Origin of the sequence: Flavobacterium sp. MK4S-17 (assembly GCF_009848495.1) — a bacterium.
In the GTDB taxonomy this organism is placed as follows: Bacteria; Bacteroidota; Bacteroidia; order Flavobacteriales; family Flavobacteriaceae; genus Flavobacterium.
In genome coordinates this window covers 14,760-28,729 of sequence record NZ_WWEP01000013.1, presented here as the reverse complement: position 1 = coordinate 28,729, position 13,970 = coordinate 14,760, and the positions used below count along the sequence as shown (strand labels likewise).

15 protein-coding genes are annotated in these 13,970 nt (G+C 38.4%); 10 read left to right on the top strand and 5 right to left on the bottom strand.

Annotated elements, in window-relative coordinates; all coding sequences use genetic code 11:
• Position 1: 1 nt before the first annotated feature.
• A complete protein-coding gene (locus tag GSF09_RS06150) occupies positions 2-277 on the bottom strand; it encodes a hypothetical protein (protein WP_159800068.1) in 276 nt (91 codons plus the stop codon).
• A 220-nt stretch (positions 278-497) separates the two neighbouring features.
• Between GSF09_RS06150 and GSF09_RS06145 the strand changes: the two genes are divergently transcribed.
• The 4 genes from GSF09_RS06145 (at position 498) to hemL (ending at position 4,176) form a co-directional block, all read left to right on the top strand.
• Positions 498-1,013 carry a hypothetical protein gene (locus GSF09_RS06145; protein ID WP_159800067.1) on the top strand — a complete coding sequence of 172 codons (516 nt, stop codon included), beginning with the start codon at positions 498-500 and terminating at the stop codon, positions 1,011-1,013.
• Positions 1,014-1,100: 87 nt separating this feature from the next.
• A complete protein-coding gene (locus tag GSF09_RS06140) occupies positions 1,101-2,003 on the top strand; it encodes a 1-aminocyclopropane-1-carboxylate deaminase/D-cysteine desulfhydrase (RefSeq protein ID WP_159800066.1) in 903 nt (300 codons plus the stop codon).
• On the top strand, positions 1,996-2,883 hold the full coding sequence (locus GSF09_RS06135; protein ID WP_159800065.1) for a glucosaminidase domain-containing protein: 888 nt from the start codon (positions 1,996-1,998) through the stop codon (positions 2,881-2,883). The genes GSF09_RS06140 and GSF09_RS06135 overlap by 8 nt, the downstream gene beginning before the upstream one ends.
• A gap of 3 nt (positions 2,884-2,886) precedes the next feature.
• Entirely contained in the window at positions 2,887-4,176 is a 1,290-nt protein-coding gene (gene hemL, locus GSF09_RS06130; protein WP_159800064.1) for a glutamate-1-semialdehyde 2,1-aminomutase, read from the top strand.
• A 29-nt stretch (positions 4,177-4,205) separates the two neighbouring features.
• Here the strand turns inward: hemL and GSF09_RS06125 are convergent, their stop codons facing one another.
• On the bottom strand, positions 4,206-4,580 hold the full coding sequence (locus GSF09_RS06125; protein ID WP_159800063.1) for a hypothetical protein: 375 nt from the start codon (positions 4,578-4,580) through the stop codon (positions 4,206-4,208).
• Between the two features lie 78 nt (positions 4,581-4,658).
• Positions 4,659-5,096, bottom strand: a complete 438-nt coding sequence (locus GSF09_RS06120; RefSeq protein ID WP_159800062.1) for a hypothetical protein — start codon at positions 5,094-5,096, stop codon at positions 4,659-4,661.
• A gap of 138 nt (positions 5,097-5,234) precedes the next feature.
• On the opposite strand from GSF09_RS06120, the gene GSF09_RS06115 reads away from it, so the two are divergent.
• The 4 genes from GSF09_RS06115 (at position 5,235) to GSF09_RS06100 (ending at position 8,535) form a co-directional block, all read left to right on the top strand.
• Positions 5,235-5,570, top strand: a complete 336-nt coding sequence (locus GSF09_RS06115; RefSeq protein ID WP_159800207.1) for a hypothetical protein — start codon at positions 5,235-5,237, stop codon at positions 5,568-5,570.
• A 97-nt stretch (positions 5,571-5,667) separates the two neighbouring features.
• Positions 5,668-6,492, top strand: coding sequence for an MbnP family protein (locus GSF09_RS06110; protein ID WP_159800061.1), 825 nt, complete (start codon positions 5,668-5,670; stop codon positions 6,490-6,492).
• 51 nt (positions 6,493-6,543) lie between these two features.
• Positions 6,544-7,587, top strand: coding sequence for a cytochrome-c peroxidase (locus tag GSF09_RS06105; RefSeq protein ID WP_159800060.1), 1,044 nt, complete (start codon positions 6,544-6,546; stop codon positions 7,585-7,587).
• Positions 7,588-7,593: 6 nt separating this feature from the next.
• A complete protein-coding gene (locus GSF09_RS06100; protein ID WP_159800059.1) occupies positions 7,594-8,535 on the top strand; it encodes a transporter in 942 nt (313 codons plus the stop codon).
• Between the two features lie 81 nt (positions 8,536-8,616).
• Here the strand turns inward: GSF09_RS06100 and lysS are convergent, their stop codons facing one another.
• Positions 8,617-10,311 carry a lysine--tRNA ligase gene (lysS, locus tag GSF09_RS06095; protein WP_159800058.1) on the bottom strand — a complete coding sequence of 565 codons (1,695 nt, stop codon included), beginning with the start codon at positions 10,309-10,311 and terminating at the stop codon, positions 8,617-8,619.
• A 127-nt stretch (positions 10,312-10,438) separates the two neighbouring features.
• Between lysS and lipB the strand changes: the two genes are divergently transcribed.
• A complete protein-coding gene (gene lipB, locus GSF09_RS06090; protein WP_159800057.1) occupies positions 10,439-11,170 on the top strand; it encodes a lipoyl(octanoyl) transferase LipB in 732 nt (243 codons plus the stop codon).
• Here lipB and GSF09_RS06085 read toward each other — a convergent pair.
• Entirely contained in the window at positions 11,165-11,773 is a 609-nt protein-coding gene (locus tag GSF09_RS06085; RefSeq protein WP_159800056.1) for a ribonuclease HII, read from the bottom strand. The two genes, lipB and GSF09_RS06085, sit on opposite strands and share 6 nt — an antisense overlap.
• A gap of 177 nt (positions 11,774-11,950) precedes the next feature.
• Between GSF09_RS06085 and GSF09_RS06080 the strand changes: the two genes are divergently transcribed.
• Positions 11,951-13,855, top strand: coding sequence for a S8 family serine peptidase (locus GSF09_RS06080; protein ID WP_159800055.1), 1,905 nt, complete (start codon positions 11,951-11,953; stop codon positions 13,853-13,855).
• Positions 13,856-13,970 lie beyond the last annotated feature (115 nt).

Below are 13,970 nucleotides of genomic sequence, written 5' to 3'. Positions count from 1 at the left end.
GTTAGTTTAAAGGTTTATTATCCTTAAGGGCAGTAGTATCGCTTGGTGCGCCGGTTTCAAGCCCTTCTCCTTTTTCGTTGTCATTCCTGCTTTCAGGAAACTGGTTTTCCCTGTTTTCATGTGCTATTCCCTGCACATCAGGATTATAAACCCTTCCTACTTTTGCTTTTTCCCGCTGTTCCCATTTTTCCTGTTTAGATTCTTCATTACAGGCATATAACAATGGCATTAAAGCAATTAGCGTTACAGCAGTTTTAAATGTTGAAGTATTTTTCATTTTTCAGCTTTTAAATTCTTTTAAAATTACCATTTTTAGAAGGGAAGAATAAGCCAATTAACTATTGATTAACAGAATATTGAGCTATAAAATGCGACTTGTCGGTAAAAAAAAACCGTTTGTCGTTTTTTTTAGCGATTGTTTATCTGGGTAAGGCAAGTGCAGTATGTTTGCCGAAGAAATGCACCCTGAATATATTAAAAAATTATATACTGAATTTATGAAGAAGATTATTTTGCTGCCGTTTTTAATGCTGTTTTTTATTTCCTGCTCTACTGAGGAAACGGGATTTAATGATGCTGAAGCTGTGGTAATGAATACCGGGGCCGATAAGGATAATGAGGAAGTAAAGCCATTGTATGCGCAATGTGTTTTTGATGTAGTTGGAAATGTTGCTATTGACGCTTCAAACGGGATAGATAACCCTATAATTGTGTTTTCGGGAAATTTTGGGCAAGCCATTACAAACTTGAAAATGTATTCGGTTAAACTGGAAATACAAAAAATAGCTGATTGTGAAGATTTTTACAGTGATTTTGACCCGGTTATAACTTTTAAATATGAAACGCCTATACGCGTACCGCAAACTGTACAGCCTGAATTTCATTTTAACAGAACCCAACTGCCATTTGAATGTTATAAATGGCGTATAGTAATTGAGGGTGGAAATCCAGATTTTACGTTACTGCCATATTGTTTTTCGGCATCGCAATGGTATGAATCACCTCTTTTTTAAGAACATTGATTTTTAGTAGTTAATTTAGGGTTGCAGTTTTACTGCAGCCTTTTTTATTTAGTAATTTTGCTGTGAAGTTGCCATGACATGAACCAGGAAGTAAAAATCAATTTTCCGTTTGATATTAAATTAACCGTTAAGCGGGAAGACCTTTTGCACCCTCACATTTCAGGCAATAAATTCAGGAAGCTTAAATATAATATTATAAAGGCAAAACAGGATGGAAATTCATGCCTTCTAACCTTCGGAGGAGCATACTCCAACCACATTGCTGCAACCGCAGCCGCGGGCAGGGAATATAATTTTAAAACTATTGGCATAATAAGGGGGGAGGAGCTTGAAAAAAAAATAGACGATAACCCAACCCTTGCCTTTGCAGGAAGTTGCGGTATGGAATTTAAATTTATTACCCGCGAGGCATACCGTGATAAAAGTAATACCGATTTTATAAACAGTTTAAAAGAACAGTTCGGCTCATTTTATGTATTGCCGGAAGGGGGCACTAACAGTCTTGCTGTGAAAGGCTGTGAGGAAATATTAAATGAACAGGATAAAAAATTTACCCATATAGCGTGTGCAAGCGGTACGGGTGGTACGGTTTCCGGGCTGATAAATTCGGCATTCCCCCACCAAAGGGTATTAGGTTTTCCTGTCCTTAAAGGGCTTGATTTATCGGCAGATATTCATAAATTTGTTGAACGGGATAACTGGGAGCTTATAACAGGCTATCATTTTGAAGGCTATGGCAAAGTAAATGAGAAATTAATAGCATTTATAAATGACTTTTATGTTAAAACAGGCATACCTTTAGACCCTGTATATACGGGAAAGCTGTTTTTTGGCGTTATAGATTTGATAAATAAAGGTTTTTTTCCTGAACATTCGGATATTTTAGTAATACATACCGGAGGGCTTCAGGGAATTGCCGGAATGAATAAAGAACTATCCAGAAAAAAACTACCCATAATTAAAACCAAGGAGAATGCTTAAAAAAATCTTTACTTTAGTTTTACTCAGTGTGCTGGTAAGCTGCGGTACCCACAAACCCGGTATAAGGACAACTAAAAAAAGTACTGTAAAAACCACAAGAAAAGCAAACACACGCACAACGCCGCGCACATCTACTGCATCTAAAAGGCATAATAATAAAAACAATAATACTACAGAGGTGCTGGAGGCAACCTCAAAAACAACAGTATATTCTGATGTGGTAAAACAATATGTGCTTGATTACAAAGACATAGCAAAAGATAATATGAGGCGCCACGGCATCCCGGCAAGTATAACACTTGCACAGGGCATATTAGAGTCTGGCGCGGGCAGGGGCACACTTTGCGTTACGGCAAATAACCATTTTGGAATTAAATGCCACACAGGATGGACGGGGGAGTCGGTGCGGCATGATGATGATGCCGCTCAGGAATGTTTCAGGAAATATAAAGACCCGGCAGAATCGTATAATGACCATTCACTATTTTTAACTACACGCGGCAGGTACTCTTCCCTGTTTAAGCTGGATAAAGATGATTATGAGGCATGGGCACACGGGCTAAAGGCAGCAGGCTATGCGACCGACCCTAAATATCCTGCTAAACTTATAGGTATCATTGAGCGGTATGAACTTGCCAGTTATGATGCCGAGGTTTTGGGTAAATCCTACTCGCCTAAAAAAGTGGAGGATGTACCGGTTACTACCGAAACACCCCAGCTTGCCAGTGTAAATGTGGGTTCTGACTCTTATAAGGTTGCTCAGGGCGATACGCTGTATTCCATTTCACGTAAATATAACCTCTCAGTTGCCGAATTAATGAAATTAAACGGGCTTACAAGCAACGCAATTTCCATAGGGCAAATATTAAAAGTAAAATAAATTATGCTATACCAAAGAAGCAGCCGCCTTTTTGCCGAAGCGCAGGAAGTTATACCCGGCGGCGTTAATTCACCCGTGCGTGCCTTTAAAGCCGTGGGCGGAACTCCTGTTTTTGTTAAAGAAGCCAAAGGAGCTTATCTGTATGATGAAGATGGCAACAGGTTAATAGATTATATTAATTCATGGGGGCCAATGATACTGGGCCATGCTTATGAACCCGTAGTAAATGCGGTGGTTGAGCGGGCAAAGAAAGGAACATCTTTCGGCATGCCTACAGAGTTGGAAACAGAAATAGCCAGGCTGGCTGTTTCCATGGTGCCCAATATAGATAAAATTCGCTTTGTAAATTCAGGTACCGAAGCCTGCATGAGTGCTGTGCGATTAGCCAGGGGATATACAGGCAGGGAAAAAATAATAAAATTTTCAGGTTGTTACCATGGTCATTCCGATGCTTTTTTAATACAGGCAGGAAGTGGTGCAGTTACTTTTGGCACGCCAAACAGCCCCGGTGTTACCCAGGGCACTGCTAAAGATACCCTTTTGGCAAAGTATAACGATATTGATAATGTAACCTCTTTATTTGAAGCTAACGAAAATGAAATAGCAGCTATAATAATTGAGCCTGTAGCAGGAAATATGGGTTGCATACCTCCAAAAGAAGGTTTTTTACAGGCATTGCGTGATTTATGTGATGCCAATGGCACATTACTGATTTTTGATGAGGTAATGACAGGCTTCCGTCTTGCCAAAGGTGGAGCACAGGAACTATTTGGCATAAAAGCCGATATAGTAACTTTTGGAAAAGTAATTGGCGGAGGGCTTCCTGTAGGGGCGTTTGCAGCACGCAAAGAAATTATGGATTACCTTGCCCCTGTAGGCCCGGTATATCAGGCGGGTACACTTTCAGGCAATCCGCTGGCTATGGCAGCCGGACTTGAGATGCTTAAAGCAATAAACCGCGATAATGAAATTTTTAAAAGACTTGATGAAAAAACAGCTTACCTTGAAAAGGGCATAAGGGAAAAACTGGATACTGAAAATATAGAATATACCATAAACAGGACAGGTTCCATGATTTCGGTGCACTTCAGCAATACTCCGGTAACCGACTTCCTTTCTGCCTCATCTGGTGATAATGATACGTTTAAGAAGTTTTTTCACGGGCTGCTTAAAGAAGGAGCATATATTGCGCCGTCAGCCTATGAAACATGGTTTATAACCGATGCGCTTACTTATCAGGATTTGGATTTTACCATAAATGCAGTGGGCAAAATAGCACCACAATTAAAATAAAAAAAGCCCCTTTTTAAGGGGCTTTCTATTTATTTTCCAGTTTCGCCGGTTAATCTCTTTAATAAACCGCTTGCTTTTAGCTTATCATATTTATCATTGCCTAAAACCTGCAATACATATTTATCAAGCGAATAGGAATAGTTTATTTTCCTCTCTGAAGTCATTCCCGGTGTATTAAACTCTTTATGCTTTTCTACAAAAGCAGTTAATAACTTGTCCTCCTCCTCTGCATTAAGCTGTACGGCTCCTTGAATTTCTTTTACATCCTTAAGTGCAGCCTGCTTATAGCTTTCATGTTTTTCAGCAGCAGACAGCTGTTGTTGTGGTGCAACCGTTCTTTTTTGGGCATTTGCAGTATAGCCTACAGCCAGCATAAGGGCTAAAGCAGCAATTATTTTTTTCATATTCAGAGTTTTGTTTAGTGATAATAATGCCAAATCTAAAATAAATTACATAACATCACAAAACTTTAACACCATAAATTACTTTCTGTCATGTTTAAACTGCCTGTTGGCCCTGCGGTTTTTCATTTTCTGCTTAAACTCCTTTTTACCATTTTCCCTCATTTGTTCCCACTTGGCATATTGGTCGGCATTTAAGATAGATTTCATTTCCTTTTTAAGGGCAATCTGGTCATCAAGCATTTGGTTTTTCATAGCAAAGCGCTCATCTTTAGTTATTTGCTTGCCTGCTTTTTTATCAGCTTTAACTTTATTACGCAGTTCCTCATTTTGTTTTTTATTATCGGTAAGGAGTTTAGTAATATCTTTTTGCTGTTTTTCATTAAGGTCAAGCTTTAGGGTAAGCTGTTTAACCTCAAGTTGGGCTCTTTGTTCAGGTGTAAACTTTTCATGTTTACGTTCCTGGGCATGTGTTAGCGTTACACCCATTACTACTATGGCTAAAATCCAGTTTTTCATAATTTTAATTTTTAATTATATGAGGGTAAGACATTTATTTTTTTAAAAGGTTTAATCAATATAAAATTCTTTTGAAAATTACCTTGCAGTAACTACTTTTGCTGTGTGAAAAAAGCTATAATTATAATTGCATTGTTACTGTTTTTAAAACCTGTACTGCCGGTTTTTGAATATGTAGTTAATTATGATTATATAGTTAAAGAGCTTTGTGAAAATAAGGATAAACCTGAACTGCACTGTAATGGTAAATGCCACCTTATGAAAGAGCTTGCCAAAGCCTCGGAAGATGAGAAGCCTCTTTCTGAAAAAAAATTCTTGCACCATGAGCAGGAAATTTTGTTTTGCCAGGATTTATTAATGTGGAATTTTACTGCCTTTAAACCTGTTTTTATACAACAGGATTTGATATATAAAAACTTATACAACCACGATACAGCGGTTTCCATATTTCATCCGCCCGCGTTTATTTCTTAAATTTTAGTTATGCGTTTATAAGCATTTTAAAGCCTTTACTTGTGGTGAAGGCTAAGAGATTATGTATTAAAATTTTTAGAAATAAACAATTTAAAAAATGAGATTTACTTTAAAAGCTATAGCTGCCGTAATGGCATTTTCAACTCTTTTTGTATCATGCAGTAGTGATGATGATACTAATCCTGTAACCGAAGGCTCAGTAGGTGATGTTGAGTTTTATTTTGACAACGGAGTGAATGGCGATGCACTTATACTCGGCAATGCCTACACAAATTCCAACAATGAAAAGCTTACCATAAACAGGTTTAATTATATAGTAAGCAATTTTGTGCTTACAGATGAAGATGGCAATGAGTTTGCCTACCCTAAAGAACAAAGCTATTTTGTTATAAGCGAAGAAGCTGATAGGCTGGCAGTGCACCTTGAAAACATACCTGCCGGCAATTATAAAAAAATAAAATTTGGTATAGGGGTTGACCAGCAGCGTTACCTGCAGGGCGAAACTGCACAGCAGAGTTTTTGGGATTTAGCTTCGGCTAACTTCCTTACCTGGACATGGTCAACAGGATACCGATTTATAAATTTTGAAGGCACTTTTACTTCACCTGCGGTTGAGGGTGAAAAAAATTTCCAGGTGCACCAGGGAAGCAATTCCGCTACAGATAATTACAGGGAAGTTACTCTTAGCCTACCAACAACAGCAAGGGTAAGGAAAAATGAAATGCCTAATATACACCTTATGGTTGATGCCAATGTTATACTTGATGGCGACACCAAAATAAAGCTTGTTGATAACCTGAATACTGCCGGTACTTCTGCTCCTATTATGGGAGGAGAAAGCCTTATTACTATAGCTGCCAATACTTTAAAAATGTTTAAAGTAGACCACGTTCATAACGGTTCTGGATCGCACCACGATTAAATTTAATAAAGCAGGCTTAGGAAAGCCTGAGCCTGCTTATTTCTTTTAGTAATGAGAAAAGTAATAGGTCTATTAATGTCATTATTGCTGTTATCCTGTAGTAATGATGATAAAGAATATAAAGAAATCAACAACAGGCTTGATTTCAGGATACCATCTAATTTTCCGGCTCTGGCTCAGGATATTTCATATAATTATCCTACCGAGAAGGGTTTTGAATTAGGAAGAAAGCTATTTTATGACGCTCGCTTATCTGCAGATAATACAATATCCTGCTCCTTTTGCCATGAGCAGGCGTATGCTTTTACCCACCATGGGCATGAGTTTAGCCACGGGCTTAATGATCAGGAGGGTACACGCAATGCGCCCGCTGTACAGAATATGGCTTTTCAGGCTGAGTATTTTTATGACGGGGCATCCAACAGTATAGAAATGCTTTCTATAGTACCGATACACAACCCTATTGAAATGGGTGAAACTCTGGAAGGTATAGCCGGAAAACTGAAAAGTGATAAGGCTTATGTAAAATTATTCAGGCAGTCCTTTGATGACGGTCAGGTGTCTTCCGGCAATATACTTAAAGCACTTGCACAGTTTATGACGATGATGGTTTCAGCTAATTCAAGGTATGATAAATATGTGCGTAATGAGCCAGGGGGCAAGTTAACCGCACAGGAGATGGAGGGGTTAACACTGTTTCAGGATAAATGTGCATCATGCCACAAAACAGATTTATTTACAGATAGTGCTTTCCGCAATAACGGGTTGCCACCTAATCCTAACCTTAACGACCTGGGCAGGGAAGTTGTAACCGGATTTGAAACAGACAGGTATAAATTTAAGGTGCCCAGTTTAAGGAATGTAGCCCTCACCGCACCTTATATGCATGATGGGCGTTTTGGTTCATTGCAGTCAGTACTTAATTTTTATTCTGAAGGAGTTGTTCATTCGGCTACATTAGACGCTGTATTGCAACAAGGGGATGTATTGGGTATCCCGCTTAGTCAGGAAGAAAAAGAAGCCATAATTGCTTTTTTAAATACACTTACGGATGAAGAATTTATCACAAACCCAAAGTTTTATTACAAGACATAAAGAAACATGAAAAAAATAATAATGATTATGGCTGTTTTAATTGCTGCATGGCAGCTTAATGCAGCCGCACCGCCACCTGATTTTATGAAATACCTTGCTCCGTTTGATGACTGTGATGCATGCGGATGTTCGGCAAACGGTGGCAGTATGGGATTTAGCTCTATGCTGGATAATAATTTTATAGGCATACGTTATTTCCATCAAAGCTATAAAAGCCGCGATGGTATTTTTAACGATTCGCCGTGGATTGATGAAAACTTTAATACTGCCCAGCTTTGGGCAAGGGTTCCGGTAGTAAATAAACTTGAAATAATGGCTTTGGTACCTTATCATTTTCATAACCGTGAAAAGCCTTCAGGTACACAGGATGTAAGTGGTATAGGTGATATAACCGTTATGGCGTTTTATACTGTATTCCAGACGAAAAATGATACTGCACAATTTGTGCACAGGGTGCAGGCGGGTGCAGGATTAAAAATGCCTACAGGTAACTACGAAAGTGATAATAACGGAAGTGTAAACCCAAGTTTTCAGGTAGGTACCGGAAGCTGGGATTATACCCTGGCGGCTGAATATACTTTACGTAATAACAGAATTGGCTTTAACGGCGTGCTGAATTACATTTTTAAAACTGAAAATAATAAGAATTATCAGTTTGGTGACCAGTTTAATTATGGAGGTACACTGTTTTACAGTCTTGCAGCAGGGCAGTTTACTATTGTGCCACAGGCGGGATTGGCAGGTGAGGTATATAAATCCAATAAAGATTATGATGAAGAAGTACTTTTAACGGATGGCGATATCTTTTTTGGTAAGGCCGGTGTTGAAGTAGGATATAAAGACTTTAGCCTTGGCTTAAACGGAATGTTGCCTATAAACCAAAACCTAACCGGTGGAAGGGTGGAGGCTAATTACCGTTGGGCTGTTAACCTTAATTATAGTTTGTGATAAAATAAAAAAGCTGTTTCAAAAGGATCGTAAAAGTAAAAATCCCGATTGAAACAGCTTTTATATTACGCCTTAAGATTTTTATCCTTTATATTCTACCATTTTAGTTTCGCCGTTTACTACAACTTTTATCATTCCATGCTTAGATAGGCCTTTCATTGCAGCATCCCACTTTTTACCGCTCAGTCCTGCCTGTTGTTTTAGGGCATCAAGGGCAAGCTGTCCGCTGGCTTTCAGCAGTTCGGCAACCGCTTTTTCATCTTCTGTAAGTTCAGGGCCTTTCTTTTCCGGCCTCATTTGCGGGAAGAAAAGCACTTCCTGTATGCTTTGGTTATTGGTTAAAAACATGATTAACCTGTCCATACCTATACCAAGCCCCGATGTGGGCGGCATGCCATACTCCAGTGCACGTAAAAAGTCGTAATCAATAAATTGTGCAGCCTCAACATCACCACGCTCGCTAAGTTTAAGCTGAGCCTCAAAACGCTCCCTTTGGTCTATCGGGTCATTAAGCTCGCTGTAGGCATTAGCAATTTCCTTACCGCACACCATAAGCTCAAAACGCTCTGTAAGTTCAGGGTTATCACGGTGTTTTTTGCATAGTGGGCTCATTTCAATAGGGTAATCGGTAATAAAGGTGGGCTGTATAAAATTACCCTCACACTTTTCGCCAAATATTTCGTCAATAAGCTTTCCTTTACCCATAGTTTCATCTACCTCAATCCCCATGCCTTTGGCCGCTTCAAATATTTCTGTCTCAGTTTTTCCTGTTATATCAAAACCGGTAAATTTTTTAATGGCATCGGTCATGGTAACGCGTGCATAAGGTGCTTTAAAATCTACTTTATGCTCGCCAAAAGTTGCCTCAGTAGTACCATTAACAGCTACGGCACAATGCTCAAGCAATTTTTCGGTAAACTCCATCATCCAGTTATAGTCCTTGTATGAAACGTATATTTCCATTGCGGTAAATTCCGGATTGTGTGTCCTGTCCATTCCCTCGTTACGGAAATTCTTTGAGAATTCATAAACGCCGTCAAAGCCGCCTACTATAAGCCTTTTTAAATATAGCTCATTTGCAATACGCATATACAAAGGAATATCAAGGGAGTTATGATGCGTTACAAAAGGGCGTGCTGCTGCACCACCGGGTATTGGTTGTAATATTGGTGTTTCAACCTCAAAGTAACCCTTGTCGTTAAAAAAGTTACGCATAGCATTAAAAAGCTTAGTGCGCTTTACAAATACATCTTTAACGTGCGGGTTAACCACCATATCAACATAACGCTGGCGGTAACGCAGTTCAGGGTCATTAAATCCATCATGAACTTTACCGTCGGCATCGGTTTTTGGCAGTGGCAGTGGGCGAAGTGTTTTACTTAAAAGCGTAAAATCTGTAACCCTTATTGACTTTTCACCTACTTGTGTAGTAAATAGTTCTCCCTCAACACCAATAAAATCGCCAAGATCAATAAGTTTTTTAAACAGGTCATTGTATTTGGATTTGTCTTCCCCCGGGCAAACTTCATCGCGGTTTATGTATATCTGTATCCTGCCTTCGCTGTCCTGCAGTTCGGCAAAGGATGCCTTACCCTGAATACGGAATGACATAATACGGCCTGCTACTATAACCTTCTTTCCTTCCTCAAAATTATCCTTTACCTGTTTGGACGTGTGGTTAACAGGAAACAAATTAGCGGGATATGGATTTATGCCGAGTTCCCTCAGCTTATCCAGTTTTTCTCTACGGATAATTTCTTGTTCAGAAAGCTGCATGATTATATGGTTTTTTAAGCCTGCAAAGATAGTGATAATTAAAAAAATATGGTAATGTATTTGCAAAAGCATAATTGCCATTTGTGCGTTAAGTTTCGTAAATTTGATTTTTAAATTTAAAAGTAAAATGAACAGGCTTATAAAGTTCAGGGATCTGGGTGTTAAGGATTATAAAGAAGCATGGGACTATCAGGAATCTCTTTTTAAGGATATACTAGATATAAAGTCAGAAAACAGGAAACAAAATAAGGAAAAGCAAACGCCTAATTATTTACTTTTTACTGAACATCCTCATGTATATACCCTTGGTAAAAGCGGAGATATGCAGCACCTGCTTTTAAATGAAAAACAACTTGAAGCTAAGGGAGCTTCATTTTACAAGATAAACAGGGGAGGGGATATTACCTATCACGGCCCGGGGCAATTGGTGGGGTATCCTATACTTGACCTTGATAATTTTTTTACCGATATACATAAATATTTGAGGCTGCTTGAAGAGACCATAATACTTGTAATGGCTGATTATGGCTTAAAAGGTATGCGAAGTGAAGGCGAAACAGGTGTGTGGCTGGATGCTGGTACGCCTTTTGCAAGAAAAATATGCGCTATGGGTGTAAGGGCTTCGCGCTGGGTTACCATGCATGGTTTTGCATTTAATGTAAACGCAGACTTAGGCTATTTTGATAATATAATACCTTGTGGAATTAAAGATAAGGCTGTTACTTCCTTAAATGCAGAATTGAGAACACAGATAGTTGATATGGAAGAAGTAAAGCAAAAAGTACTGAAATATTTTGCACAGCTTTTTGAAGCAGAACTGGTAAATGATGAATCTGCTGTACAAAAGCTGCACTTATAACATATCAAAATTAATTTCCAACTGTTCAGGAAGCAGGCGAAATGATTTTCTGTGGTATTTTGTTATTCCGTATTTCCTGATTGCTTCACGGTGCTCCAGTGTTGGGTATCCTTTGTTTTTTTTCCAGTTATACATGGGATATTCCTCATGTATCCTATTCATATACTCATCCCTGTAGGTTTTTGCCAGCACCGATGCCGCTGCGATGCTTAAGTATTTGCTGTCACCTTTTATTATACAGCTGTAAGGTATATTATTAACAGGTTTAAAGCGGTTACCATCTACAATTATATATTGTGGAGCAGGCGAAAGTTTGGTGATACATTCCTGCATAGCTTTTATTGATGCGTTTAAAATATTTATTTCATCAATAATATCAGGCTCAATATTGGTAATATGGTAGCAAAGTGCCTTTTCCTGTATAATAGGCCGAAGTTGTTCCCTCAATTTTTCGGTAAGCTGTTTGGAATCATTCAGATTATCCATTGAAAAATCTTCAGGCAAAATTACTGCAGCAGCAGTTACGGGCCCTGCAAGGCAGCCCCTTCCTGCTTCATCGGTTCCTGTTTCATAGCAATGGCCTGAAAAATTTAAAGCTAACATAAAACTGTTCCTGTGTTTTACACGTAATTACTATTGCAAATGTAACTTTCGTTAAGTTAAAATTAAAATTAACATACGTTAAATTATATTTATTTATATTTTTGCTAATCTGCAATATTGGCAGATTGTTAACTTTGATAGTTAAAAGCTATTTATTAAACAATTTATTTATAAAGAATGAAAAAAAATACGATTAAAGCGGTATTTCTGGCAAGCTTTATTTTTGGAGGCGTTGCGGTGATGTTTGGCCAGACACCGAAAGAAAGAGAAAAAATCATTCAGCACTATGATTTGAAAAAAGCTCAGGCATTGATTGAATATCATTCGGCCAGGATGAAAAAAGATAAGGAAGAAGCTCTAAGGATGGCAAAGGAAAAAGGCTGGCCGGTTACTTTTACAGACGAGAATGATGCTTATAATGAGCTTATGAGGGTTGGTGAAAACGGAGAACCGGTTTATTATGTTACACATAATTTTGGTTCTGCAATCACGGCACGCGTAAATAAAATTAACACTAACGGCGGTAACGGTTTAAACTTAAACGGCCAGGGAATGATACTTGGTATATGGGATGGCGGCCCGGTACGCTCTACCCACCAGGATTTAACGGGAAGGGTTCAGTTTAGGGATGAAGCCTTTTTTACACATACAGAAGGAACGGGCCATGCTACCCACGTTGCAGGTACTATGATGGGTTCAGGTTTTGGTAATACTGCCGCTAAAGGGCTTGCTTATGAGGCTACTTTATGGGGGCATACTTTTGCTAATGATATTCCTGAAGCTGTGCAAAGGGCTCAAGAGGGACTTCTTGTTTCAAATCATTCTTACGGAGCTAATATAGCAAGTATACCGGCTTATCAAAAAGGTGCTTATATTGGTGAGTCAGCAAACTGGGACGATATAATGCATACTTTTGACATGTATCAGCCGGTTTTTTCTGCCGGAAATGACAGAGGCACACCACAGGATACACAAGGAGGACGTGATTTATTGACTGATAAGGCAACTACTAAGAATGGTGTTGTTGTTGCGGCCGTAAATCAGGTTTTGAATTATACAGGGCCTTCTTCAGTTGTTATGAGTAGTTTTAGCAGTTGGGGACCCACGGATGACTTTAGGATTAAACCTGACATTTCTGCTAAAGGTGTTTCTGTACTGTCTACATACTCCACTTCTACTACTGCTTACCAATCATTGCAGGGTACTTCAATGGCAGCTCCTGCTGTTTCTGCCTGTTTAATTTTGATGCAGCAGCATTTTAACAACCTGAACTCTCAATACATGAAGTCTGCTACATTAAGGGCTTTAATGGTGAATTCAGCTGATGAGGCTGGTACTACTCCCGGTCCTGACCATAAATTTGGATGGGGGCTTATAAATGCAGAAAGAGCGGTAAATATTATTTCTACCCGCAATACCAGTTCTATTATAGAGGAATTAACTTTACAGCAAGGACAAACTTACACACGCACAATAAAAGCTTCTGGTAATGTACCTTTGAAAGTTACAGTGGCTTGGACGGATCCTGCAGGGCCTGTAAATACAGGTGTTAATAATGATCCAACTCCTGTTTTGGTGAATGACCTTGATGTAAGGGTAACTAAAGTGGCAGGTGGAAATGAATATTTTCCATGGATGCTAAATCCTTTATTTTTATTAGGAGGCGCAATTCAAGGTGATAATGTTGTTGATAATATTGAAAGTATCGAAGTAGAAAATCCTACGGGAGAATATTTGGTAACAGTGACGCATAAGGGTACATTGTTAGGTGGAAGCCAGGATTACTCTATTGTAGTTAATGGTGTTGTTGATGTAAACAGTGTTTCTGAAAATACATCTGATTCACTTGTAGTTTATCCAAACCCTGTAAGCAGCGGTTCAGTACGTGTAAATCTAGCAGATTACAATTTAAGTGATTTTACTTTAAGTTTATACGATATGAACGGCAGGAAAGTTATAGAGAAAAAATATGCAAATGAATCTGAAGTTGCATTAGATGTATCTATGGTTTCGTCCGGTGTATATTTACTAAATCTTGAAGGATCAGGAAAAACACTTACAAAAAAATTAATTGTTCAATAACAAAATACTTAAATTAAATTTTTATCAAAATTAACTCCATTTTTTTAAATAACTTTTATAATAAATTCATATTGTTAATTTAGTATTAAATTTTAACTTATAAAATGTGAATTAT